The organism is Streptomyces lydicus, assembly GCF_000717345.1.
Classification (GTDB): domain Bacteria; phylum Actinomycetota; class Actinomycetes; order Streptomycetales; family Streptomycetaceae; genus Streptomyces; species Streptomyces lydicus.
Genome location: NZ_JNZA01000055.1, coordinates 1 through 24,204, shown reverse-complemented (window position 1 = coordinate 24,204; position 24,204 = coordinate 1). Strand labels below are relative to the sequence as shown.

At 69.2% G+C, this 24,204-nt stretch carries 16 protein-coding genes and 1 pseudogene; 10 read left to right on the top strand and 7 right to left on the bottom strand.

Features of this window, described 5'->3' with window-relative positions:
- Nucleotides 1-149: 149 nt before the first annotated feature.
- The 4 genes from OO62_RS33855 to OO62_RS33840 all read right to left on the bottom strand — a co-directional run bounded on the left by OO62_RS33855 (nucleotide 150) and on the right by OO62_RS33840 (nucleotide 6,806).
- A complete protein-coding gene (locus OO62_RS33855; protein WP_033271535.1) occupies nucleotides 150-2,936 on the bottom strand; it encodes a bifunctional YncE family protein/alkaline phosphatase family protein in 2,787 nt (928 codons plus the stop codon).
- A 4-nt stretch (nucleotides 2,937-2,940) separates the two neighbouring features.
- A complete protein-coding gene (locus OO62_RS33850) occupies nucleotides 2,941-4,299 on the bottom strand; it encodes an ABC transporter permease (RefSeq protein ID WP_051733835.1) in 1,359 nt (452 codons plus the stop codon).
- On the bottom strand, nucleotides 4,296-5,228 hold the full coding sequence (locus OO62_RS33845; protein WP_033271534.1) for an ABC transporter ATP-binding protein: 933 nt from the start codon (nucleotides 5,226-5,228) through the stop codon (nucleotides 4,296-4,298). The genes OO62_RS33850 and OO62_RS33845 overlap by 4 nt, the downstream gene beginning before the upstream one ends.
- A 264-nt stretch (nucleotides 5,229-5,492) precedes the next feature.
- Nucleotides 5,493-6,806, bottom strand: a complete 1,314-nt coding sequence (locus OO62_RS33840) for a cytochrome P450 (RefSeq protein WP_033271533.1) — start codon at nucleotides 6,804-6,806, stop codon at nucleotides 5,493-5,495.
- A gap of 362 nt (nucleotides 6,807-7,168) precedes the next feature.
- Between OO62_RS33840 and OO62_RS33835 the strand changes: the two genes are divergently transcribed.
- Nucleotides 7,169-8,350 (top strand): acyl-CoA dehydrogenase family protein, encoded by a 1,182-nt coding sequence (locus tag OO62_RS33835; protein ID WP_078617497.1) that lies wholly within the window; start codon nucleotides 7,169-7,171, stop codon nucleotides 8,348-8,350.
- Nucleotides 8,351-8,436: 86 nt separating this feature from the next.
- Here OO62_RS33835 and OO62_RS33830 read toward each other — a convergent pair whose 3' ends face one another.
- Nucleotides 8,437-9,417, bottom strand: a complete 981-nt coding sequence (locus OO62_RS33830) for an AraC family transcriptional regulator (protein WP_033271532.1) — start codon at nucleotides 9,415-9,417, stop codon at nucleotides 8,437-8,439.
- Between the two features lie 540 nt (nucleotides 9,418-9,957).
- Between OO62_RS33830 and OO62_RS33825 the strand changes: the two genes are divergently transcribed.
- The 4 genes from OO62_RS33825 (at nucleotide 9,958) to OO62_RS33810 (ending at nucleotide 16,991) form a co-directional block, all read left to right on the top strand.
- Nucleotides 9,958-11,178: a styrene monooxygenase/indole monooxygenase family protein gene (locus OO62_RS33825; RefSeq protein WP_033271531.1), complete on the top strand. Its 1,221-nt coding sequence runs from the start codon at nucleotides 9,958-9,960 to the stop codon at nucleotides 11,176-11,178.
- A 79-nt stretch (nucleotides 11,179-11,257) separates the two neighbouring features.
- Nucleotides 11,258-12,982: a styrene monooxygenase/indole monooxygenase family protein gene (locus OO62_RS33820; RefSeq protein ID WP_033271530.1), complete on the top strand. Its 1,725-nt coding sequence runs from the start codon at nucleotides 11,258-11,260 to the stop codon at nucleotides 12,980-12,982.
- A 588-nt stretch (nucleotides 12,983-13,570) separates the two neighbouring features.
- Nucleotides 13,571-16,000 carry an SdrD B-like domain-containing protein gene (locus OO62_RS33815; RefSeq protein ID WP_033271545.1) on the top strand — a complete coding sequence of 810 codons (2,430 nt, stop codon included), beginning with the start codon at nucleotides 13,571-13,573 and terminating at the stop codon, nucleotides 15,998-16,000.
- A 310-nt stretch (nucleotides 16,001-16,310) separates the two neighbouring features.
- Nucleotides 16,311-16,991 carry a hypothetical protein gene (locus tag OO62_RS33810; protein ID WP_033271544.1) on the top strand — a complete coding sequence of 227 codons (681 nt, stop codon included), beginning with the start codon at nucleotides 16,311-16,313 and terminating at the stop codon, nucleotides 16,989-16,991.
- A 7-nt stretch (nucleotides 16,992-16,998) separates the two neighbouring features.
- Here OO62_RS33810 and OO62_RS33805 read toward each other — a convergent pair whose 3' ends face one another.
- The gene (locus tag OO62_RS33805) at nucleotides 16,999-18,336 is read right to left on the bottom strand and encodes a right-handed parallel beta-helix repeat-containing protein (protein WP_033271529.1); all 1,338 of its coding nucleotides are present in this window, start codon (nucleotides 18,334-18,336) and stop codon (nucleotides 16,999-17,001) included.
- 87 nt (nucleotides 18,337-18,423) lie between these two features.
- Between OO62_RS33805 and OO62_RS33800 the strand changes: the two genes are divergently transcribed.
- Together OO62_RS33800 and OO62_RS41090 are read left to right on the top strand one after the other, a co-directional pair.
- Nucleotides 18,424-19,581, top strand: a complete 1,158-nt coding sequence (locus OO62_RS33800) for a Dyp-type peroxidase (RefSeq protein WP_033271528.1) — start codon at nucleotides 18,424-18,426, stop codon at nucleotides 19,579-19,581.
- A 522-nt stretch (nucleotides 19,582-20,103) separates the two neighbouring features.
- The gene (locus OO62_RS41090) at nucleotides 20,104-20,493 is read left to right on the top strand and encodes an AQJ64_40280 family protein (RefSeq protein WP_033271543.1); all 390 of its coding nucleotides are present in this window, start codon (nucleotides 20,104-20,106) and stop codon (nucleotides 20,491-20,493) included.
- Nucleotides 20,494-20,645: 152 nt separating this feature from the next.
- Here the strand turns inward: OO62_RS41090 and OO62_RS33790 are convergent, their stop codons facing one another.
- Nucleotides 20,646-21,881, bottom strand: coding sequence for a SpoIIE family protein phosphatase (locus OO62_RS33790; protein ID WP_033271527.1), 1,236 nt, complete (start codon nucleotides 21,879-21,881; stop codon nucleotides 20,646-20,648).
- Nucleotides 21,882-22,439: 558 nt separating this feature from the next.
- On the opposite strand from OO62_RS33790, the gene OO62_RS33785 reads away from it, so the two are divergent.
- From OO62_RS33785 to OO62_RS41080, 3 genes and pseudogenes are all read left to right on the top strand, one after another.
- Nucleotides 22,440-23,126 (top strand): HdeD family acid-resistance protein, encoded by a 687-nt coding sequence (locus OO62_RS33785; RefSeq protein WP_033271526.1) that lies wholly within the window; start codon nucleotides 22,440-22,442, stop codon nucleotides 23,124-23,126.
- Nucleotides 23,127-23,471: 345 nt separating this feature from the next.
- Entirely contained in the window at nucleotides 23,472-23,900 is a 429-nt protein-coding gene (locus tag OO62_RS41085) for a VOC family protein (protein WP_241691862.1), read from the top strand.
- 133 nt (nucleotides 23,901-24,033) lie between these two features.
- A pseudogene (locus OO62_RS41080) lies at nucleotides 24,034-24,204 on the top strand (aminoglycoside phosphotransferase family protein); the annotation flags it as partial.

The following is a 24,204-nucleotide window of genomic DNA, read 5'->3' as shown; positions in this document are numbered from 1 at the left end:
CCTATCAGCGTCCGGCCGGAGCACGGCTCATCAGGGGTACGTCGAAAGCGGTGCGGCTCGCTGCAGCAGTCTGTTCCCCGCAGGGAACAGCAGGATCTCCTGGCCGGCAGTGACGCCGGCCAGAAGATCCTGGACGCGATCAGCCGTCGTCAGCCGTCGGACTCCGGCGACGGGATGTAGGCACCCGGCACGTCCTTCGGTGCGTAGATCTTGGCTTCGCCGGGGTATGGCTTGGCCCAGTTGTGCGTCTCGTACCACGTGAGGTGGTTCATCTGCGCGGGGTTCGCGAAGTCGGGCACGGCGTGCGGGCCGGTCAGACGCTGGTGGGACTCCCACCTCTTCCATTGCGCCACGAGCGTCCGCTTGTCCGCCGGCACCTTCGCCGTCGTGGGCGCGGGCGCCGCCTTGCTGTTCTGCGGGGCCGGCGTGTCCGCGCCGCAGGGAGGCAGGGTGCTCAGACCGTCGGTCAGTGAGATCCGGTTGGGCTGTGCCGTGAACGGGGTGTTGTCCGGCTTCCGGGTGAACGCCCCGTACATCGGCGTCGCCGCGCTGTCCTTCTGATTCATCGGGTGGATCCCGAGGATCTGCTCGACGGTGCGGATCATCGTGATCTGCGAGTAGTAGTGGCTGTCGACCTTGCCGCGCTGGGCCCACGGGCTGATGATCTGGACCGGGGCACGGTGGCCGTCGACGTGGTCGATACCGGCCTGGGAGTCGTCCTCGACAACGAAGATCGCCGAGTTCTTCCAGTACTTGCTGTGCGATATCACGTCGACCATCTTGCCGACCGCGAGGTCGTTGTCCGCGACCTCGGCGGCCGGACTCGGCGGACCGCCGGTGTGGTCGTTGGAGAACCAGAACATGTTCAGGTTCGCCGGGCCGTTCTTCTGGAAGTCCTGCTTCCAGATCTGGTACTTGTACACGTCCGGGACGTCGAGGTCGAAGAAGGGGAAGCCGGGCACCGACACCTTGTTGAGCGACGGGATCGCCGAGCCCGTCCGGATCGGGTACGCGGTCTGCTGGCCCGTCGCGTCCATTTTCTGGGCGTCGCAGTACAGGTTCTGCCACGTCGCACCGGCCGGCTTGCTCTCGACCGACTGGAACTCGCCGTAGTCCTTCACGGACTTGCCGACCGCCTGCGCACCGGACCATATGAAGCCGGACTTCTGGTGGCCGAGCACGTCGTTCTCGGTGTCGTAGCTGCGCGCGTACTCACCGGCCGAGGACTCGGTGTACTCCGGATTGTCCGACTGCATCAGCCAGTTGTGGCCCTCGGCCGAGTTCGTGCCGATGTCGTAGAAGTTGTCGTAGAGCCCGAACTGCTGGGCCAGCGCGTGCTGATTCGGGGTCACGTTCTCGCCGAACTGCGTGAACGTCGCGTCGCCGTCGCCCTGCGGCAGGTCGCCGAAGAGCTGGTCGTAGGTCCGGTTCTCCTTCACGAGCAGGAAGACGTGCTTGATCGTCGAGGGGTCGCCGAGCCGCACCGGGACCGGCAGCGGCTTGGCGTGGCTCCTGCCCTTGGTCGTCGCGGCCGAACCGGGTGTCCAGCCGTTCTGCATGAAGACCTTGGCCGTCTGGGACCTGATGACGCGGTCGTCCGGCAGCGTGAACTGCGTCAGGCTCGACGTCGTGTCATGGGTGCCGTGGCCGCCGGTGGTGGAGGGGCGGCGGGCATCGACACCACGGGTGTGGGAGACGATCACCTGCTTGCCCACAGCGGCGATCCCGGAGGGGAAGTAGTCCGTCGGGAGCAGGCCGAGGTAACTGGCCGGCTCCTGCGGGGTCTTGTAGCGGTACACGGCGACCGCGTTCGCGCGGCCGAGTGTCACCAGCAGGTGGCCGTCGTCGGTGAGGGTCACCGCGTTGGGCTCGTAGCCGACCCGGGCCTCCGGCCACGGCTGGGTGGAGATGGTCTGTACGACCTTGTCCTTGGCGGTGCTGATGACCGACACGTTGTTGTCGGCGGTGTTGGTGACGAACACCGCGCCCTTGCTCGCGTACACCGCGGTCGGGTGCAGACCGACGTTGATGGTCCCGACGGCGGCGTTGGGGTATCCCCTGCTCGAAGAGCTTGGGGAAGGGTCCGTCACGTCGATGACGCTGATCGTTCCGGTGGTGCTGGCTCCGGTGTCCGGGTCGGCCACCACGTCGGTGCCGTAGGAGTTGATCGTGGTGTCGCCGGGCTTCGCCGGGCGTCCGCCCTCGTTGCTGACGTACAACTTGTCGCCGACCAGGGCCAGCCCACGGGGCGCGTTGCCAACCGCCCAGCTCTGCTTGATAGCTCCAGTTGTCGTGTCGAGGGCGACCACCCGGTTCTGGCCGTTGACCGCCGCGTACACGGTGGAGCCGTCGGCCGAGAATGCCGCCGCGCCCACCAGCGCGCGCTTGGTGCCGTCGGCCGGGATGGGGACGGCCACCGGGTGGGAGAGGGTGCCGTCCTCGCCCACGGTGAACTTGGTGTAGCCGTCGGCCTGGCCCAGCCACAGCTGCCTGCCGTCCGGCGAGTACGTCGGGCCCTCCTGGCCGACGGCGCCGCTCTTGATGCGCAGGTCGTCCGCCGCGTTGGTGCCGACCTTCTGCTTCACCTGCCCCGTCGCAAGATCCATGACGACCAGCGACGCATCACCGTCGGCGACCGAGGCCGCGAGGTGGGTGCCGTCCGGGCTGACCGTGGACGACATGATCTTGCCGTCGTTGATGACGGTGCGGCTGCCGTACGGCTTGATGTACTGGTCGCTGGAAATGACCTGGCCCCTGGCGGTGACCTGGGCGACCTGCTGGGTGCCGAACTGCCACGTCGAGGCGACCGCCGTGCCCGTGACCCCGAGGGCGACGGCGATGCCTGCCGTCACCATCAGGCTCCGGCGGCCGACGCGTCTGCCGAAGAGGTTGAGCTGCTCCTTCTCGTGAACCCGGCGCTGCCGTGTTACCTGCATGGAACTATCCCTTCGAGGTGGTGGCGAGCAGCTCGACGTTGCCGTCGAACTGCCACAGCGGATTCGGGGAGTCCCCGGTCGAAGTCCGCAGCAGGAAGTAGCCGTTCACTTCCTTCGGTCCGTCACCGTCGGCCACGAACCGGCCGTCCGGACCGATGTCGAGCTGGTAGATGGCCGTCCCCGCGACGGCGACGCCGGGGAGATGCCAGGTCACGACGCAGCGCCAGTCGTTGCCCGCCCCCTCCTGGGCGGCCTGGCCGTCGCTCTTGGTGCACGCCGCCGTGGTCCGCAGCTGCGCTTCGGTGACGGCGGGGCGGTGGAGCTGCCGGGTCTGCAGGCGATAGAGGTGGGCGAACGCCGAGGCGAGGGACCGCTGGACCTTGGCCTGCTCGATTCCGGAACCCGTCGAGGGGGTTGCCACGGCGAGGGCCGCGACGGTGAGAGCGGTCAGTCCCACCAGCGGCAGGAGCCCGACGGTGAGCGCACGGCGCGCGGAACCGTCGTAGACCGGATTGGTGAAGTCCCGTCGCAGGAACAGCACATGGGCCAGCGCGGTTGCGAGCACGGCCCACACCAGGCTGACGACGATGCCGATCAGGAGCGGGCCGAGCTGCACGGGGCTGGTGAACAGACCGTTCCAGGCGAGGAAGCCGTAGCCGGGCAGGGCGAGGCGTACGGCGACGGGCAGCGGCAGCATCTGGGCGAGCTGCATCGCGAGCGCGACGAGCGCGGGCAGCAGCAGTCCCATCGGGGACCGTCCCAGTGCGACCGACCCGAGCAGTCCGATCGCGGCCAGGGCCAGTGTGGGGGCGAGCACGCAGACCCAGGCGAGGAGGACCTTCGCGGCGGCGTCGGACGGCGCCAGCAGGTGGCCGTCGAGGCCGACCAGCGGTTGGTTGCCGACCGCCAGGAGCCCGCCGACCGTGCCGGAAAGGGCCAGCCCGGCCACGAGCAGCAGGATGACAGTGAGGCTGGCCAGCGCTTTCGCCACGAAAATCCGTCGCGGCGAGCGGACCGCCACGAGCAGATGGCGCCAGGTGCCGAGCCGGTCCTCGGAGGCGAACACGTCGCCGGCGACCACCGAGGTCAGCAGCGGAAGCGCCCACGTGCCGGCGAAACCGAGCAGCACCAGCGGTGCGGCCCACCCGGTGGCCAGCATCCATCGCCCGAAGAGGGTGTCGCTGGGGAGCGTGCTCTGCTGGCTCACCCCGGTCACGAAGACCGCCGGTGCGATCCAGCAGGCGAGCACCAGCAATCGGATCCGCCACTGCGAAACGAGTTTGACGAGCTCGAAGCGGTAGCCGCGCGCCACCGAGACGCGCCGAGCACCGGCGACGCTGATATCGGCTGTGCCCACCGTCATCGGCCATCCTCCTGCTGCTCGGTGAGGGCGAGGTACGCGGCCTCGAGCGGCGACACCACAGGGGCGAGCTCGCGCAGCGCGATACCCGACTGCACGAGTCGCACCACCAGTTCATCCAGGGCGGGCACCAGCGTGCGCACCACGAGCACCTCGGCGTCATGCCGTGCCTCGGTGCCGTCGACGACCCGGATGCCGGCCGTGTCGGCCGCCAGCCGGCGCGCGGACTGCGGGTGGGAGGTGAGCAACCGGTAGTCGAGTTCACGGTTCTCGGCGGCCAGCTTGTTCAGCGGGCCGGAGAACACGACCCGTCCGGTGGCGAGGATGGTGACCTCGGAGCACAGTGCCTCGACGTCATCCATGTGGTGGCTCGAGAGCACGACGCTGGTTCCCTCCCTCGCCAGCCGGGTGAGGACACCATGTACGTGTCTTTTGCCCGCCGGATCGAGGCCGTTGGCAGGTTCGTCGAGCACGATCAGTCGGGGCTTGGTGAGCAGCGCGGCGCCGAGCCCGAGCCGCTGACGCATGCCGAGGGAGAAACCGCGTACCCGGTCGTCCGCGACATCGGTGAGCCCGACCTGGTCGAGCACGTCGGCGATCCCCGCTGTCCGCACGTCGTGGCCGCGGAGAGCGGCCAGCGCGGCGAGGTTCTGCCTGGCGGTGAGCGAAGGATAGAGACCAGGACCGTCCACGAAGCCGGCGACTCCGTCGGGAGCGGCGAGCGCCCGCCCGACCGGCCTGCCCAGGGTGTGCAGGCTCCCGCTGTCGGCGACAGCCAGTCCCAGCAGCAACCCGAGCAATGTCGTCTTGCCGGCGCCGTTGGGGCCCACCAAACCGTGGATCTGGCCCTGCGCGACGTCCAGATCGATGTCGTCGAGTGCGACGACATCGCCGAAACATTTCGTGATCCCACGAGCCCGGATTGCGTCCATGAACCCCTCCTTCCAGACCGTCAAGGACCGTAGGGACGGCAGAGAACGGGTGCAGGGAGACCAGCTGAACGTTCCGCGAACGGGGGACGGCTGGCATCGGAAGCACTGATGCCCCTTTGCTTCGATGGGTTGTCCGGGTGACGTTGAGTCATATTCGCGGTATGCCAGAGCAATCCGGTATGCGCAAGAGGAGGGGCTCAGACCCCATGAACAGACAAGCGGGAACGGATACGACCGTTCCGCCCCGGCCCCATCGGGCACGCCCTAGAGGTCCCGTGGCCGCACCATCATCCGGATCCCGTCCCGTGCCCACAGCACGAACCGTTCCACCGGTGTCACTTCGTGCCCCGGCGCGGGCCGGAAGCGCAGGCGCTTGAGGAGAACGGCCAGGACGAGCTGGGCCTCGACCGTGGCCAGCGCGGCGCCCTCGCAGCTGCGTGGGCCGATCCCGAAGGGGACGTACGCGAGCCTAGGCCGCTTGGCCACCTCCTGCGGGGTGAACCGTTCGGGGTCGAACCGCTCCGGCTCGGGCCAGTGCTCAGGGTTCAGGTGCACCGCCCAGAACGGATAGAACACCGTCGTCCCGGCCGGGATCTCGTACGGGCCCAGCACCAGGTCCTCGGTCGTCTCGCGTGCGCCGTACGGGCCGGGCGGGAACAGGCGCATCGACTCCTTGAGCACCATGTCCAGATACGTGAGCCGCCGCAGATCGCCGTAATCGGGCGTGGCGCGCCCGCCCAACACCTGGTCCAGTTCGGCGACGACGCGATCGCCCACGTCGGGATGGCGGCCCAGCAGGTGCAGCGTCCACGAGACGGCGACGCCGGTGGTGTGGTGGGCGGCGAGCAGCGTCACCATCACGGTGTCCCGGATCCGCGCCGGGCTCTGACCGGCCTCGACGAGCGCCCCGATCAGATCGCTGCGGTCAGTGCGGCCGCCTGAGCGGTGCGCCGCCACCACGCGGTCGACCGTCGCGCGCAGATAGGCAAGGGCCGCCTCGGCCCGCTCCGCCGAGCGCGGGTCGGCCCGCGGCACCTGGTAGAGCCGCCCGAGGTGCTCGGTGAGCACCTCCTCGAACGCGGCGACGACACGGTCCGTGTCGGTTTCCGCATCGCCGAGCGCGAACCCGCAGATCATACGGAGCGACAGCGCGGTCAACTCCTGTTGCAGCTCGACGGGTTCGCCGTCGGTCTGCCCCGCCCAGCGTTCCGCGAGCTCCTGCGCCAACTTGATGAAGCGCGCGAAGTGCCGCTCGTGAGCCGGCCGTCCGGCGAGCACCGAGAGCAGTAGTCGGCGCCAGGGGGTGTGCTCGTCGGCGGGTAGCACTTGCAGGTTGCCGGCCTCGCACAGCGGGTCCAGGAACGCGAACAGCTCCTCGGGCCGCGTGTCGATGTGCGCCGTGGCCTCCAGAAGCACGGGATCGGCGACCGACACGGCCGTGTCCGCGCCCGGCAGTTGGAAGCGCACGACCGGTCCGTGCGCCTCGTGCAGGCGTAACTGGTACCGGTGCAGCCCGCCCGCAGCCGCAATGGCGCCCAGCCCGCCGTCCTCCTGGCGCTCGGGTCCGGGGATACGCATAACGGCGCCTCCTGTCGCGAGTCCTGCCTTTTCGAGCCTGCTCCGAGGAGGCGCCTCAACTCGCCCTTGCATCAGCCAGTTCCCCTCCCCCGTCCCCGCTTCCCTACCCCACCGCGGGCCCGTATCCGCACGGGCCTCGGCGGGCATTTCACGGATCACGGAGCGGCGTTGTACGTCACCACCGGGCTGGCGTCGCGGTGGTCGGGCAGCGCGGTGACGGCCTGCGAAAGCATGCGCACCCCAGGCCCACTTGCATGATCCGGCGATCAACGGCCCGACTCCTTTGGGCAGGTCGAGGAAAGGGTGCGGTTGCTCCCCTATGGTGACGCTGACTCAGTACTGATAGCGAGGAGCAACCATCCATGGCGGTCTCGATCGGATTGCATGTCAGCCCGGAATTTCCCGCGATGCTCGAGCGGATTGACGCACTTGGCGGGGTGCTTGAGGCGGACGCGGACGCGGCCGAGAAACTCGGCAGACTCACCGAGGACTCCGCGCGGGCGTTGCTGGGTGCCGGGGTCGTGGGGGCCGCACTGCCGCAGAGCCTCGGCGGCTACGAGTTCTCCCCACGCCAATTGATAGAGACAGTCGAGCGGATCAGTTACCACGATTCCGCGGCCGGTTGGACGATGATGGCGCTGCAGTTGATGACCGGCACCACTGCGGCCTATCTCGATGCCGTTGCGGCGGCCGACCTGTTCCCGGATGTCGCGGGTGGGGACCACGCGTTGTTGGCTGGGCACGGCACCCGGCCCGGCCGGGCTGTCCCGGTGGATGGTGGCTATCTGGTGAGCGGCAGCTGGCAGTTCGCTTCCGGTATGGCGCACGCCACCCATATCCACAGTGCGATCCAGGTCGAGGGCACCGGGGAGCTGCGGGTGCTGGCGATGCCGAAGTCGCAGGTGGAACTCGTCGACAACTGGGATGTGCTCGGGCTGCGTGCGACGCACAGCATTGATTACCACTGCGCCGATGTGCTTGTCCCGGCGACGCACACCTATCTCGCCACGACGACGAACCCGGCCAACGGCGGCGCGATCTACCGCCTCGGATTGGTCAACATGTCGGCAATCGGGCACACCGGTTGGGCGTTCGGGGTCGGGCGGCGCCTGCTCGATGAACTGAAGTTGGTCGCCGCGGCCAAATCCGGCACACGTAACGCCGCCGTCGACACCGCGCAGTTCCACGCGGAGTACGCGGCCGCCGAAGCCAAGCTTCGTTCGGCACGGGCGTGGGCGATGGAGGTATGGCGGGGTATCGAAGACACCCTGGATGCAGGCGAGTTGTCGAGTACGGAGCAGGACACTCTGCTCCGGCTGGCGCTCAACCACGCGACGTGGACCGTGCAGGACGTGGGTCAGACGGTGCACCGATGGGCGGGCACGGCGGCGATCCGGCGCGGGCCGATCGACCGGTTTCTGCGTGATCTCGGCACAGGTACCCAGCACATCACCTCAAGCCCTACGGTCCTGCAGAACTGCGGGAAATGGCTCAGCGGCGCGCAACCCCGAGCGCACTGGGAATTTCTCGACTTGACGCCGTGACCACCGGGTCGGCGAGTGCGCCGGAACGAAGGAGCCGGCGTTCGCCCGGCCCCCCGGATTTCATGCTGCCCCCGGCGAGGCTTCCCCTATGCCCGCAACGTCTCCGAAGGCGACTCCCCGAACTGTTGGCGGTAGGCGAGTGAGAAACGGCCCGGGTGCAGGAAGCCCCAGCGGGAGGCGACGGCGGTCACGGTCGTGGAACCCGGGTCGGAGGCCAGGAGTTCCTTGCGTACGCGGTCCAGGCGGACCTCGCGCAGGTACGCGAGCGGTGTGGTGTCGAGGTGCCGGCGGAAGCCCTCCTGAAGGGCCCGTACGCCGACGCCGACGCATTCCGCGATCTCCGCGACCGTGAGCGGCTCGGCGGCGTGTCCCTCGATGACCTCCATGGCGCGGCGGACCGCGGGCGGCGCGACGCGCGGCTGCTCGCCGAGCAGCGCCGACGTGTAGTTGTTGGGCTGGGCCATCAACAGCTGGGTCATGAGGAGTGATTCCAGCTGTTTTGTCACGAGCGGCTGGCTTGTCATCCCACCGGGCCCCTCCGCCTCCCGGCGCATGAGGTCGACGATGTTGAGCCAGGAGCGGGAGCCCGGCGTGGTGAGGTTCATGCCGAGCGAGAAGAAGATCGGGCGGCGCACGGCGCGGCCGAGCAAACTGCCCAGGTGCGATTCCAGCGACGATCGGTCGAACCACACGATCAGCTGCGGATTGCCGTCACCCCAGCGCATGTCCAACTTTCCGGTCGGAGAGGGGACAGAAGCGAGTTCTGGGGAGGAAATGATCTCCTCGCGGCCGCAGGTGATTTCGGCGTAACCGGCGAGCGGGATCTGGACGAGGAAAAAGCTCTCCAGATCCCCCGGTGTGATCCGGACTTCCGTTCCGTAATCGAGGTAATAGAGCCCTGTCCGATCGAAGGGTGCGCCGTGCAGCCGGGCGTCGAGCGTCGCCGAGCGCCGCGTGATGCGCAGCTCATGCGGACAGAAGGCGCGACCGACCTCGGCCCGCGCCTCCCAAATGTCCGCTGTATGGAACCGCTGGTGATTTGCGAGGGGGGACTTTTCAGCGGGCATGTAAACCTCCACCGCCGAGATGCGCGATCGGGACAGCAACCCGCGTGATCCGGATAGCGCAGGTGATCTTGCCATACCAAGATTGACGCCTGACCGCCGCGGCCCCGAGAGAATCCTGGGAATCAACAATGCAGGGAGTGCCGGGCCGGGCTGCGCTCGTCAGAGGCGGAGTCACGCCCAGCGGACAGGCCGTCGCATGCGCGCGGCGCGTATTACGCGCGACCGACGCGGCGAGGGCCGCCGAGGCCGTACCCCCGCACGTCGCGGCACCCTTGCCGCTGCTGCCCCGGCTCGCCGATCCGGCCGGGCCCCTCTAGCCGGCCGGGTTACCCGGGGTCCTTCCCCCGGCCCTACGGGTGACCCGGCCTCCCGCGGCTGCCCGCCAGCCCCCCTCCGGCGGGCAGCCGCATTCCACACAACCGCCACACCCACCCGTTAGCGCCGCCACGTGCCGAAACGCTTGCACAGCGCACGACACCGCACGGCACCGCACGGCACCGCTCAAAAACCGCACACCCCGAACCCGCGGAGAACCCCCTCATGCGCAAGATCACCATCGTCGGAGCCGGCCAGGCCGGCCTCCAGCTCGGCATCGGCCTGATCGACCACGGTTTTGACGTCACCATCGTGTCCAACCGCACCGGAGACCAGATCCGCGACGGCCGGGTTATGTCGAGCCAGGCCATGTTCGGCACCGCGCTGGCCCACGAGCGCAACCTCGGCCTCGACTTCTGGGGCGACGCCTGCCCGCCGATCGCCGGTCTCGGCGTGAGCATCGCCGACGGCCAGGGCGGCCGGGCGCTCTCCTTCGACGCCCGTCTTGAGGCCACCGCCCGCTCCATCGACCAGCGCGTCAAAATGCCGCTCTGGATGGGCGAGTTCGCGCGCCGCGGCGGCCGTCTGGACCTGTGCGAGGCCGGCATCGCGGACCTGGAGCGCTACGCCGCCGAGTCCGACCTGGTGATCGTCGCGGCCGGCAAGGGCGAGATCGCGGGGCTGTTCGAGCGGGACGCCATGCGTTCCCCGTACGACGCTCCGCAGCGCGCGCTGGCCCTGGCGTACGTCACCGGCATGGCACCGCTGCCCGACCGCCCCGGCGTCAGCTTCAACGTCATCCCCGGTGTGGGCGAGTACTTCACCATGCCCAGCCTCACCACCAGCGGCCCCTGCGACATCATGTTCTTCGAGGGCATACCGGGTGGCCCGCTCGACTGCTTCGACGGGCTCACCCCCCACCAGCAGCTGGCGAAGTTCCAGGAGCTGCTGCGGACGTACGTACCGTGGGAGGCCGAGCGCTGCACCGATGTCACGCTCACCGACTTGAACGGCACCCTCGCGGGCCGCTTCGCGCCGACCGTCCGCAAGCCCGTCGCCACGCTACCCTCCGGCGCGCAGGTGCTCGGCCTCGCCGACGTCGTCGTCCTCAACGACCCGATCACCGGCCAGGGGTCCAACAACGCCTCGAAGTGCGCGGCCTCCTACCTCGCCACCATCCTGGACCACGGCGAGCGCCCGTACGACGCCGCGTTCATGGAGCTGGCCTTCGGCCGCTTCTGGGACAACGCGGGGGCTGCCACGGCCTGGACCAACGCGATGCTCGGCGCCCCGCCGCAGCACGTCCTGGAGCTCTTCGGCGCGGCGAGCGCCAACTCCCGTATCGCCGCCCGCTTCGTCAACGGCTTCGATGACCCGCGCGACTTGTTCCGCTGGTTCATGGACCCGGTCGCCGCGAAGAACTACCTGACCGAGATCGGCGCCTGAACCGGCCGTCAAGCGACGGTTGCACCACAACTGACACTACGTCAGCGATAGCTACGCAACGAGAGCAGGACAGCAGTACATGAGAAGGATCGCGGTGGTCGGAGCCGGGCAGGCGGGTGCCCAACTCGCCCTGGGACTCCAGGCGCACGGCTATGACGTCACCTTGGTCACCGACCGTGACCCCGACGAGATGCGTCGCGGGCCGGTCATGTCCAGCCAGTGCATGTTCGACACCGCGCTCCAGAGCGAGCGCGAACTCGGCCTGCACCACTGGGAGGACCAGGCCCCGGACATCTCCGGCATCGCGTTCTCTCTCATCGGTCCGCACGGCACTCCGGACGTCTCCTGGCGCGCGCCGCTGGAGGGCCCTGCCCACTCCGTCGACCAGCGGGTCAAGTGTGCCGCCTGGATCGAGCAGTTCGCGGACGGCGGCCGCGGCGAGATCGTGCTGCACGAGGCGGGTGTCAGCGACCTCGAATGGTATGCCCGTACGCACGATCTCGTCGTGGTCTCCACCGGCAAGGGCGAGCTGAGCCAACTCTTCCCGCGCAACTCCGAACTCTCCCCCTACGACCGGCCGCGCCGTGCGCTGGCTCTGACGTACGTCACGGGTACGGCACCGCGGGAGGGGGAGGACGCCGTCCACTACCGCTTGGTCCCCGGCATCGGCGAATTCTTCTCCTTTCCGGCCCTCACCACCACCGGACCCTGCGACATCATGGTCTTCGAGGGCGTTCCCGGCGGCCCGATGGACTGCTGGGACGACATCCGCACACCCGAAGACCACCTCACCCGCTCACTGGAAATCCTCCACCGGTTCTTCCCCGACGAATACGAGCGCTGCCGGCACGCCCGTCTCACCGACAGCGGCGGCGTGTTGCGCGGCAGGCTCACTCCGACCGTCCGGCACCCCGTCGCCCGCCTGGTCTCCGGCCGGCACGTCCTCGGCATGGCCGACGCCGTCGTCCTCAACGATCCGATCACCGGCCAGGGTTCGAACAACGCGGCCCAGGCCGCATCCCACTACCTCGACAGCATCCTCCGTCACGGCACCGCAGAATTCACCCCGCAGTGGATGCAGCGCACCTTCGACAACTTCTGGCGCGGCTGGGCTCAATGGGCCGTCGGCTGGACCAACTCTCTCCTGACCGACCTGAGTCCCCACCACCGTGACCTGCTGACAGCGGCGGCCGAGATCCCCGCTGTCGCCGGTGCCCTCGCCGCCGGATTCGACGACCCGCGCACCCTCTACCGCTGGTGGTTCGAGGAGGCCGAGGCACACCGCTTCCTGACCGAGAAGCGCGCCCAGCACGCCGCCCGCTTCGAAGGCCGCGAACTTCGCCACGCGCTGGGCCAGTACGCCACCGGCGTGACCGTGGTGACGGCCCGCGCCCCCGACGGCCGCAACGTCGGCATGACCGCGAACTCCTTCACCTCCGTCTCGTTGAACCCGCCCCTCGTCCTGTGGTGCCCCGGCAAAAACAGCCCGAGCCTCCCGGACTTCACCGACGCCTCACACTTCGCCGTCCACATACTGGCCGCCGACCAGCACCACCTCTCCCGTCAGTTCGCCACCCCGGCCGACGACAAATTCCGCGGTACTCCCACCACCCCCGGCATCGCCGGCACCCCCCTCCTGGACGGCGCCGTCGCCCGCTTCCAATGCCGCACCGTCCAACGCCTCGACGCCGGCGACCACATCATCTTCCTCGGCGAAATCGAACAGTACGAGGCCGATGGCGGGACCCCCCTGGTGTTCCACTCGGGGTACTACCAGGTGGCAACGAAGCACCCGGATACGTGAACTCACATGGCCAATTGGCCGTCATCCGGACGGCACGGACCCGACGGGACCAGATTCGGCCGCCGCTTCACTCTCGCACATTCTTCCGGTTGTCATTCTCCGGGCGTTCGGAGAATGTCGCGGATCCCCAGGGATGTGAGGGATTCTGCTGGTGACGGCGAGACTCCGGGGATAGGCTATCGCGCGCTGCTCGCGATGGCGGTCGGTGAGGTCGGGGTGGGGGCGAAGGCACCGTGATTGAGCTGCAAAAACGCGCAACCCAGGGCGGTCCTGCCCGAGGTCGTGAACGCGCGTTTGCTTTTCCTGGCCTGCGGCGCTTACCACTCACCCACAATATCCATCACCGCAAGCGGCCCACTCAACAGCAGTGGGCCCTTTTTCCTTCCGTGACGATCGCGACCGACGTCCGCGCCTGGGGTCACGAAGTGGACGTGTAGCGCGAAGCGAGTGCTTCGTTTTCACGACAAGAGAAGTGTGGAGTGTGATGCCATGAACCGACTCGGCAGAGACTCGCGCCGGTTAGCCTGGAGGCTTGTGGAGCCGCCGGCGCGCATCGCGATATCTGTTCTTTTGCTGGCAGGCGGCTCCGTGGGAGCGACGGCTGGACCGGCCACCGCTTCGACCACCGACGGCACGCTGACGGTTGAGGTGCTGCGCGACTTCTTCGGCACCGGCGTGCTCAACGCGACGATGGACGTGCCGCAGCGGGGCATGACCGTGAAGGTCTCCGACCCCGCGGGGCACGTTGTCACCGGCGTCACGGATGCCACCGGAAAGGTCGTGGTGTCGCGGTCGACCGTGCTGAGCGGTGGCCAGTACCGCGTCGACGTCAGCATCCCGGCGCCGTACAGCGGCTATCTGCAGGCGGCGCCTGCGTCGACGGCGGGGAACCACTTCGACAGCTTCACGTCGTTCGTGGATGTGTCGGGCGGAAAGAACGCCTCGGTGGTGACGGGGGTGTGGGATCCGGCCGACTACGCGCTGCCCGACTCGCGGTACTTCGTGCCGATCCACAACGGCGCCAACGGGACCGACAACCGGGCGTTGGTGGCGTTCGGGACCAAGACCCGGGGCACGTGTCCCACCGATGTGGCGTGCCCGACCACGCTGGCCACGCAGGACCAGGTAGGCACGACGTTCGGGTTGGCGTACGACAAGTACCAAACCCGGCTGTTCCAGAGCGCTTTCGCCCGCCGGTACGCCCCGTACGGGCCGCAGGGCGGGGGCGCGATCTACACGGTGCCGGTCAACGGCTCGGGTGCGCCGGAGCTGTTCGCGCGGGTGCCGGACGCGGCGGTGACGCGGCACGACACCGGCAACCTGATCAAGGATCCCGGGTTCACCGACGCACCGGGCAAGGAGAGCATCGGTGGCCTGGCCCTGTCGGGAGACGGCTCCACGCTGTACGCGGTGAACCTGCGGACCCGCAGCCTGGTGAGTTTCGACGCGACAGGGGCCACCGCCGAGGCGCCCAAGTCGACGGTCCCGATCCCGGACCCGGGGTGCGCGAGCCCCGACGACTGGCGGCCGTTCGGTCTCCAGGTCCACAACAACACGCTGTACGTCGGCGGTGTGTGCAGCGCGGAGAGCACGCAGCAGCGCGCGGACCTGAAAGCCTTCGTCGCCACCTACGACGGCAAGCGGTTCACCACGGTGCTGAGCCACCCGCTCACGGACCAACGCGGCACCGTCTTCGGTTCCGGCGACAAGGCCACCCACTGGAACCCGTGGAACACCAGCCTGGGCACGTGGGACGACCGGAAGGCGGGCAGCGTCTTCATCGATCCGCAGCCGGAGCTGGCCTCCCTCGCCTTCGCCCGCGACGGCTCGATGATCCTGGGTTTCCGCGACCGGTTCATGGACGTGCTCAGTTGGGGAGGGCTGGACCCGCGCCCGGGGAACGACACGGCGGAAAACGGCATGTCCGGTGGTGACATCACCATGGTCTGTGCCACTCCCACCGGTGAATTCCAGTGGGAAGGCACCGGGAGCTGCCCCAACCACGCCACCCCCGCCAACAATGGCGGGCAGGCCGCCGATGTCGTCGAATACTTCCCGGGCGACTTTTATGCCAACGCGCACCAGGAGACCGCGCTGGGGTCGGTGGCCTATATCCCGCAGCAGCAGTGGGTCGTCAGCACGGAGTTCGACCCGGTCGTCAACGTCGCGACCTCAGGGACCGGGTACCACGACATCACGACCGGTCAGGGCCCGGGCAACAACCCGGCCGCCAACGGGTTCCAGTTCGTCAGCCGGGAACAAGGCGGGTTCGGCAAGGCAGGCGGGCTCGGTGACATCGCATACGCGGCGGCGAATGCGCCGATCCAGATCGGCAACGTCGTGTGGTTCGACGGCGACCACAACGGGATCCAGGACCCGGGGCACGTGCTGCTGGCGGGGGCGACGATCAACCTGCTGGACGCGGACGGCAAACAGGTCGCCACGACCAGGACCAATGCCGCCGGCGAGTACTACTTCGGTGGTGTCGGCGCCGCGTACGAGCTCAAGCCGGGCGCGAAGTACACGGTGCAGTTCGACGTCTGCACCGCGGACACCAGCCAGGTGCCCGAGCAGCCCCCGGCGAGCGAGCTGAGGTTCACGCTCCCGCGGGCCGGTGCCAACCGTGCGCACGACTCCAATGTGACCCCGCCGACCACCGGACCGTTGTGCAACGGCTACGCGCCTGTCACAGCGCCGGACAAGCCGGGCGGGGTCGATCACTCGATCGACGCCGGGGTGTACATCCCGAAGGAAACCCCGACCCCGACCCCAAGCCCGACCCCGACGCCGACTCCCACACCGACACCGACACCGACACCGACACCGCCTGCGGCGTCCACGCCGCCGTCGCCCGCGCCGCCTGGCAACGACCCGGCCCCGGCCGGTGGAGGCGAGGGTTCGCTGGCGAACACCGGTACACCCGGGCTGGCGGAGATGATCGGCATCGTCGGTCTGCTGGTGGGTGCGGGCCTGGTCATCGCGTTCGTGACCCGGAATCGGCGCGCCCGGCAACATTGAACGAACCGCGTAACGGTGATCTGCCCGTCCCCGATCCGGACGGCGCAGACGGGCAGATCACGTCTCGGCCGGTCCACGAGGGCCGGCCTTGGCGTGGTCTGCCACCGGACTGCCGAGTGCCGTCGCGAGCCCGCGGCGGCCGGACGGTGTGGTGATCGAGAGGATGACTCGGAGAGTGTCAGCGTCGAACCGCGTGCGGAGCGTGAGAATCCGGCAAGCCTCGCCGGGTCGTCCGGCTGACCGGCGCCGATGGCTGCGGTCGCGCCGGGCCGCGGCCGTCATCGGCATCGCGGCCGTCGCGGTGGCCGCGGTGGTCGCGTTCCTGGTCGCCGACGGCGGCTCCGGCGCCGGCGGTCCGCGCCCGCTGAGGACGGATGAGGCGAGCCGGCTGGCGATCACGCGATTCCGTAACTACCAGGCGCAGGGCCGCGCGGTGACGATCACCGTGCCGGGCACTGGCGGCGGGCTGGCCGTCACCGGGTCCGTCGACTATCGGCGCAAGGTCGGTTACGGCGTGGTGCACGGCACCGGGCGCGACAAGTCCAGCGACGGGCTGATCCAGTGGACGCCCACCTCGGTGCACGTCCGCCCGATGACGGACGCCCCGGCGCACGCACCCGCCTCGCCGCCCCGTTCGGGCTGGTACGACCGCCCGCTGCTGTCGTCCGGCAGCGCGCTGGACACCTCCCTGTCCATCGCGCTCGGTCTCGGCGGCAACCGGCCGGAGAACGCCGAACTGCTGCCGCAGAACGGCGCCGCCTGGTGGGGGCGGGAGCAGGTGGACGGGCGCTGGGTGGACGTCATGACCGGGCCGTCCTCCCCTGACCGCTCCGGTACGGCGGGCAACGTGCGCTACTGGATCGGCTCCGACGGCACCATGTACCGGGTCCGCGTCAGCGTGGGTTCGCAGTCGGAGCCGGTAGTCATCGATTTCGACACCCACAAGTACGTTCCGGTCAAGCCGGGCCCCGGAACCACCCCGACCCGGTAGCCGCTGTTCAGGACGTCTGCACCCGCGCGTTCGCGGCGAGCAGGGACGCCGGCGGCAGCCGGATGCCCTCCGTCTTCGGCCGGGCCGGGGCGGGCGGGACTACGGTGGCGCCCGCGGTGGCGGCGCCGGGGAACTGCGGCTGCGGAGCAGGCGCCGCGACCTCGGTGAACGGGATGCCACCGGGTGCTGTCGGCGCCGCCCACGTGCCGGCCGGCGAGGACGACCCGGCCGGAAGCGGGCAGGCCGCAGTCGTCGCAAGCCGGGCGGGCACGGTGGTGCGCAGATCGTTGCCCCGCAGGCAGTTGCCCCGTCCCCGCGTGGCGGTGGGGAACGTCCAGCCGACGTCGACGCCGTTGCCGGTGAACGTGTTGTCCACGATCTGGTTGCCGACCGGAGGTATGTCAGCGGTCGCGGTGATCACCAGCCCGGCGTTGCGGTTGCCGGCGATGCGGTTGCGGAGGAACCGGTTGTCGCTGCCGCCGTCGATGCCGACGCCGATGCCCCACCCGCCGTCGGCCTGCTCCGGGGTGGCCGTCTGCTGGTTGGCGGCGATCAGATTGCCCGCGATGACGGAGCCCTTCTGCGGGAGCAGTTTCTCCTGGTGGTCGGAGTTGGTGGTGAGTCCGACCCGGTTGCCGACCAGGCGGTTGCCGACCACGTACATGTCCTCGCTGGCGTTGGTGCCTTCGTAACCGACCGCGTTGAGTTCGGCGACGTTGTCCCGCACCACGATGTTGCAGGGCTTGCACTGGCCGACATAGATCCCCGAGTCGGCGCCGCCCGACGCGTACGAGTGCTCGATGACACCGTTCTGGGCGGAGAACGCGTAGATGCCGTACAAACCGTTGCGAGTCGCGGTCACATGGGAGACCAGGAACGACTTCAGGAAGGTGACGGGCTCGTCGCCGGTGTCGTAGCCGCCGCCTCCCCCCGGCAGACCGGCGGCAGCCTTCGCCGAACCGGTGACCAGGACACCGTTCTGCGTGTTGTTCTCCACGGTCAGGTTCTCCACGGCCACCCCGGGCGCCGAGACGACGACGCCGTTCGGCTGCTGCAACCGCCCGTCGATGACGACCTTGTCCCGGGACACACCGCGAAGAGTGATGCGCGCCGTGTCGACCTTCACCGACTCGTGGTACACGCCTGGCGCCACCAGCACCAGGTCACCGGGCCGAGCCAAGGACACCGCATCCGAGATCGTCGGGGCATCGGCAGGTACTCGGATCGTCACCTGCGCACCGGACGGACGTCGGCCTTTGCCCGATCCGCCATCGCCGCCGCAGCCTGCCACCAGTGTCAGCGTGCCCACTACCGCCGCCAACACGCGAAGATCTAATCGAGGCATGATCCCAGTCTGGCATGACGCCCAATTCCCCGCCAGAATCGCGAGGTTGACCGGCACGGGCGATTCGGGTGTGGCACTCTGCACCCCATGCGCCGAGCCGATCACCACCCGTCACGTCGCACGTTCCTCGAGGTCTCCGGCGCCATGATGGCAGCCGGTTTGACCGCCGGGTGCACATCGGACTCCGCCCAGCCAGGCCGCCACGCCCCTACCCCAGGGGCCACGCCCATGCCGGTGCCGGCGACGGGCCGCCATCAGGCCGGCATCACGCTCCCCCAGGCGGCCCAGCCCAACCTGCTCGCCGTGGTGGCCGACCTCGGTGCCACCGTGGCTCCCGGCCCGTTACTGGCCGACCTCGGCCAGGCCATCCGCACCCTCACAGCGGGGACCGACACGCGGCTGCTGGGCCTGCCGCCGGGCGACCTCACCGTGACCGTCGGCGTGGGCCCCCGGCTCGTGCGCACGGCCGGTGCCTCGCTGCCCGGCGCGGCCGACCTCCCGCGATTCTCCCGCGAGCGGATCGCCGCGCAAGCACGCGGCGGTGACCTGCTGATACAGATCTGCGCCAGTGACGCGCTGCTCTTACCGGTCGTCGCCGCCGCGCTTCTGGACCAGGCCGGTGACCGCATCCGCGAACGCTGGCGCCAGTCCGCACGCCGCGGTACGAACGTGTCCGTCGGCAACGGCCTCACCGCGCCACGTAACCCGCTCGGTTTCATCGACGGCATCGTGGGCCCGCACACGACCGCCGAACAACAGCGCGACCTGTGGCTGGCGGGGCCCCCTGCGGTCGCCGGCGGCACCCTTGCCGTACTGCGGCGTATGGAACTCGACCTGCCACGGTTCGCCGCCCTGTCCGTAGCCGAACAGGAGGCGGTCTTCGGGCGGCGCCGGGCCAGCGGCGTCCCCCTCTCCGGCGGCACCGCCGCCTCGGGCCCGGCACTCGGAGCCAAGACACCAGACGGGCGCTATCTCGTCCCCGCGGACGCCCACGTGCGCAGAGCACACGCCACCGTGGTCGGGGTCGGGCTCATGCTCCGCCGCTCCTACAGCACCGACGAGCCCGCCCCCGGCCTGCTCTTCATCAGCTTCCAGAACGACCTGCGGACCTTCACCGCCACCCTCACCCACATGGACACCTCCGACGCACTGCTGCCCTTCACCACCACAACCGCCAGCGCGACCTTCCTGATCCTCCCCGGCTTCGACCGGCAACACCCGCTCGGTTCCCAGCTGTTCGGTTGATCCCGATCAACTGGAGGGCGGGGAGACCGCAATGCCTCACCCTGCCTGTCGATTTGCATGCGTCGTCGCACAGCTGACTGCCCTGGCCTCGCCAGTCGCCGACCCGCAGGGGCTCGTTCTCGGCTACGCAACGACCGCTCCGGGGGTCATCGCGGAGCCCTGTTCACCGGGCAGTTCGCCGTCCTCCCCCGGCTGACGCCGCACGACCCAGACGTCTCCGGCGGGCGCTGGTTGGGGAGACGGTGGACCGGTCGGCCGCCTCCGGAACCCGTGTCGCGCGGTTCCCGGTCACGACGAGCTCGGCGCCCCTCAGGGGCTTGCCGAAGTCGCGGACTGTCCAAGTGAGTTGCGGCACGAGACCTGGCGCGGACGTGACTCGGCGAGGGGCGAGACGGAGATCGTTGACGAGTTGACGATTCCCATAGATCGTGACCGCAGAGGGGGTGCTCGCCGTCCAGCGCTCGTTCCGGCGCAAGCAACCCCCGCGAGCGTGGAGTGCCGAGTGCCTGAGTGAGGGTGGCGATGACGAATCTGAACACCGTAGTGACCTGGGTTGACGCACGCGTGAGGCTGCCTCGGAGCGGTACACCGGTGGCAGCGGCGATCACGGGCCGGTATCCAGGTGACCGTGCCCCTGACTCCGAGGCCGACACAGCATCGGGTGAGGAATTTTGGCTGGTGAGGCCGATGGTCTTCATGACTCTGCACCGGAGTGAGGACGGGGCAGAGCACAGGGACTGCTTCGTCGACTCCGACGGGATTGTCCGCTTGCCCCACGGCCTCGCCAGTGCCGAAACCGTGACGCACTGGGCCGAGCTGCCCACCCTGCCGGGCGGGACGACGCACCTCGTCCTCGGGAAAGGCGTGCAGTCAGCCCTCCAGAACGCGTGGGACGCTCGCCCCCTCACCTGAGCCACACCCTGCTCGGACACGTGGCGCGCGTGCATACACAGCCGGTCGGTCTGCAGGAGCCGGCTACGGGGCGCCGCGCGGAGAAAACGACCTCTCAAGCTGTTTCTGAATCCGCGGCGGTCTCTCCGGAAGCTGTCGAAAAACGCGCTGGATCACAGGCGGATGACGACGAGAGCGATGTCGTCGGGGGCGCCACCAGCGACGTCGAGCCGGGCCAGCAGTGCGTCGGCCAGCAGCTCAGGGGGGAGGGTTTGGTCCTGGGCCAGGGCTGTGGTCAAGCGTTCCAAGCCGGCGTCGATGTCCTCGCCGCGGCGCTCGATGAGGCCGTCGGTGTACAGCACGAGGATGTCTCCCGGGGTGTAGGCGAGGCCGGCCTGAGGGCGGGGGACATGATGCTCGCGTGCGCCCAGTGGCGGATCGGTGGCCTTGTCCAGCAGTTCGCAGGTCCCGTCGGAGTGCAGCAGGATCGGCGGTGGGTGCCCGGCGTTGCTGTATATGACCAGCGTGCTCCGCGTGTCGATGAGTACCTTGACCGCGGTTGCGGCCATCGCGCCGTCCACGGAGCGGGCATACAGGCCGAGGACTTCCAGAGCCTGGGCGGGGCTGGGGATGGCGCGGATGACGGCGCTCAGGGCGCTGCGGAGCATGCCCATGACGGCCGCGGCATGCAGGCCGTGGCCGACGACGTCTCCGACCGCCACGGCGTAGCGGTCGGGTGGCAGGTCGACGACGTCGTACCAGTCGCCGCACACATTGAGTGATGCGGTCGCCGGCAGGTAGCGCACGGCGATGTTGCTGTGCTGGTCCAGGTCGGGGACGGAGAGCATGGCTTCCTGCAGGGTGACGGCGACCTGCTGTTCGCGGGCGTGGGCCTGGCGCAGTTCCTGGTTCAGCCGGTGCAGCTCGCGGGCCCGCGCGTACAGCTCGGCTGCCATGCCGTTTGCCCGCTCGGTCGACTCCTTGCCGTGCTGACGGGCCCGGGGCGAGTGGACGAAGGCGGTGACGTCCTCTACCTGCTGGATGATCCACTTCACTGTGCCGTCAGGTCCGGGAAGGGGGGTGTGGATCACGGACCACCATCGCTCCTCGAACCCGCCCGGTGGGTCGGGGCGGGGGACGTCGTACCGCTGCAGCACCGCGGTTTCCGGCTTTCCCGTGTCCAGAAGCCGGTGCAGTGACGCTTTCAGGTGCCCTTCTGCATCGTCGCGGATGCCGGGATTTTCCGGCAGGACGTCGAAGAAGTACTTCCCGATCAACTCGTCCTTGGTTCGCCCGGCGGCCCTCAGGCATGCCGGGTTGACATAGCGGATCACCAGGTCCGTGTCCAGCACCAGGTACGGGCTTGGTGTGACGTCGAAGAACGCCGTGAAATCGATATCCGCTGTCATCACGTGGTCTCCGCCGCTTGCGAGCGCGACCGCCTGCCCTTCCAATCTACGATCGATCCAGTGTCCGGGCCCGCCCCACCTTCATTCGTCCACACCGCCGACCCGGCCGAGCCCCGAAGGCACGGCCGAAGCTGTTTGAGGGCTGGGAGACCGAGACCACACGTGCCCACGGCTGCCCCCGTGCGCCCAGCCCGAGGCCCCCGGATACCGGTCGGTCCCCCCGACCTCGTACCGCACGGGCGAGGCTGAGCCTTCAGGGCTGCCGATCAAGCACGACGCTCGTACCGAGTGACCGAGCGGGCCCAGGGGAAGCCGTCGGCGGTCGGGGGTGGGTGGCCCAGTGTCCCCTGGCCCGCTGACCGGGGCCGGCGGCGAGGAGCCCCGGCACTGTGGGCACCGTCAGCAACGCACGGAGATCACGCGGACCGGCACATTCGGGGCGACGGCACCGACACGGCAGTTCTCAGTTGCCTCCGTCCTCGCCAGGCGATACGGGGCCGGGTGGAGGGACCATGGAGGGAAAAGATTCCCCCCTTGTTCCCGGAAGGGTGAGCTGGTATGACATCTCCCTCCGATTCCTCACCAGGCACCGGCACGGCGGCCACGCACGGCACCGAGCCACGGGGCGCCCCCCTCGACGGGAGCATGGCGGCGGTGGCGAACATGGGCTGGCAGATCCTTCTCACCACGGGCCTGGCTGCCATCGCCCTCGGCGTCTTGGTCCTTGCCTGGCCGCAGGAGACGCTGCGAGTCGTCGGCGTGCTCTTCGGCATCTATCTGCTGGTCATCGGTGTCTTCCAGCTGGCCGCCGCCTTCGGCACGCACGTCCCCGGGCATCTACGGGCGCTGCATTTCCTCACGGGCGCGCTCTCCGTCCTGCTCGGACTGATCTGCTTCCGCGGCACCCTGCAGTCGATCCTGCTGCTCGCACTGTGGATCGGCTTCAGTTGGCTGCTGCGCGGCACCATGGTGACGGCTACGGCGGCCTCCGCACCGAACACGCCGGCGCGAGGCTGGATGCTCTTCACCGGGATCATCGGCATGCTGGCGGGCATCGTGCTGATCGTCTCGCCGATCGCCTCGATCGGCGCGCTCACCCTGGTGGCGGGCATCATGGCCATCGTCCTCGGCCTGATCGAGGTGTTCCACGCCATCAGGATGCGCATCGAAGCCGGCCGTCTCGCTCCGGGCGCCCCTGCCGAGCGGCGTCCTCTGTTCCGCTCTCAACCGCACCCCCAGCACTGATCGCGACGGAGACTACGGTGGCCCGCCGTACCATGGCTGCGGCATCCGGGATCTGCCCGGGTGCCGCAGCGCACGCATACGCCGCCAACCGGCTCGGCGCGGTGCCGCCGCCACGCCGTCGGCAGATGTCCCACGTCAACCGGGCGACCGTAGGCCCCTGAGCAGTGAGAGTGGGTGCGGTGAGGGCCGGGGTGCGGTTGCTGCGGCAGCCGCCGACGAGGGCCGGTCGCTGGTCGTGGTGCCCGCTGGCACCACGACCACTCCGCCCGGGACCTGGGCCTCGGCGTCCGCAACCCGGGGCGACCGCTGGACGCCCTGGTCGACTGTGAGCCCGCCTGGTGGACCTTGGGCGTACTCGGCTCTCGGATCTTCGTCAACAACGCCACACCGGGCCCGCAGCGCAACCGCGTCCACGTTGACGTATGGGTGCCGTACGCCCAGGCCGAGGTACGCATAGCCGCGACGCTCGCGGCTGGCGGACTCCTGGTCAACGACACCGACGCGCCGTCGAACTGGGTGCTGGCCGACCCCGAGACGAACGAGGCATGTGTAGGCGTGGCCGGCCCGCCGGACTGGCCACCGACCACTCGTTCGCCAGGGCCACGATCTCCTCCTGATGCCGCTCACGCAGGGCCCAGAGGTAGTCCACGCGCTCGCTCTGACTCAGCGGTTCGCCGTGCGCATCATCGGCGTCGGTCCGCAGCTGCAGAGAGCGGCGCTCAGCCGACTGCCGGGTACGCATCTCCAGCGCACCGGCCACCCGTGCCCAGGTAACGCCCTTCGAACGCGCCGCGCCGAGGACGCGCCCCTCGGACACGCCGGATTCGAACTACTTCGCAAGCAGCGCTGCCATCGTCTCCAAAGAAAGCCTTTGCGGGTGCCGACGTCCGGATGATGAGGTGGCACGGTGACCAACCACGATGAGGCGGCGGCTGTCCGACCGTTGACCCTGGCTTGGGTGAGCCGACACCTGGAGGCTGGCGAACGGATCGTCAAAACCGAGGCGCTGCACGGCGGCATCACTGCCGAAATACGGCGGCTGACCATCGGCGCGCCGGACGGAAGCACCCGTGACCTG

Bases quoted from the DNA above. Each gene is read 5' to 3' on its own strand.
- OO62_RS33840 (WP_033271533.1), bottom strand. From the start codon at position 6,806: ATGCGTATCCCCGGACCCGAGCGCCAGGAGGACGGCGGGCTGGGCGCC.
- OO62_RS33800 (WP_033271528.1), top strand. From the start codon at position 18,424: ATGCGCCGAGCCGATCACCACCCGTCACGTCGCACGTTCCTCGAGGTC.
- OO62_RS33835 (WP_078617497.1), top strand. From the start codon at position 7,169: ATGGCGGTCTCGATCGGATTGCATGTCAGCCCGGAATTTCCCGCGATG.
- OO62_RS33790 (WP_033271527.1), bottom strand. From the start codon at position 21,881: ATGACAGCGGATATCGATTTCACGGCGTTCTTCGACGTCACACCAAGC.
- OO62_RS33830 (WP_033271532.1), bottom strand. From the start codon at position 9,417: ATGCCCGCTGAAAAGTCCCCCCTCGCAAATCACCAGCGGTTCCATACA.
- OO62_RS33805 (WP_033271529.1), bottom strand. From the start codon at position 18,336: ATGCCTCGATTAGATCTTCGCGTGTTGGCGGCGGTAGTGGGCACGCTG.
- OO62_RS33820 (WP_033271530.1), top strand. From the start codon at position 11,258: ATGAGAAGGATCGCGGTGGTCGGAGCCGGGCAGGCGGGTGCCCAACTC.
- OO62_RS33825 (WP_033271531.1), top strand. From the start codon at position 9,958: ATGCGCAAGATCACCATCGTCGGAGCCGGCCAGGCCGGCCTCCAGCTC.
- OO62_RS33845 (WP_033271534.1), bottom strand. From the start codon at position 5,228: ATGGACGCAATCCGGGCTCGTGGGATCACGAAATGTTTCGGCGATGTC.
- OO62_RS33785 (WP_033271526.1), top strand. From the start codon at position 22,440: ATGACATCTCCCTCCGATTCCTCACCAGGCACCGGCACGGCGGCCACG.
- OO62_RS33855 (WP_033271535.1), bottom strand. From the start codon at position 2,936: ATGCAGGTAACACGGCAGCGCCGGGTTCACGAGAAGGAGCAGCTCAAC.
- OO62_RS33850 (WP_051733835.1), bottom strand. From the start codon at position 4,299: ATGACGGTGGGCACAGCCGATATCAGCGTCGCCGGTGCTCGGCGCGTC.
- OO62_RS41090 (WP_033271543.1), top strand. From the start codon at position 20,104: ATGACGAATCTGAACACCGTAGTGACCTGGGTTGACGCACGCGTGAGG.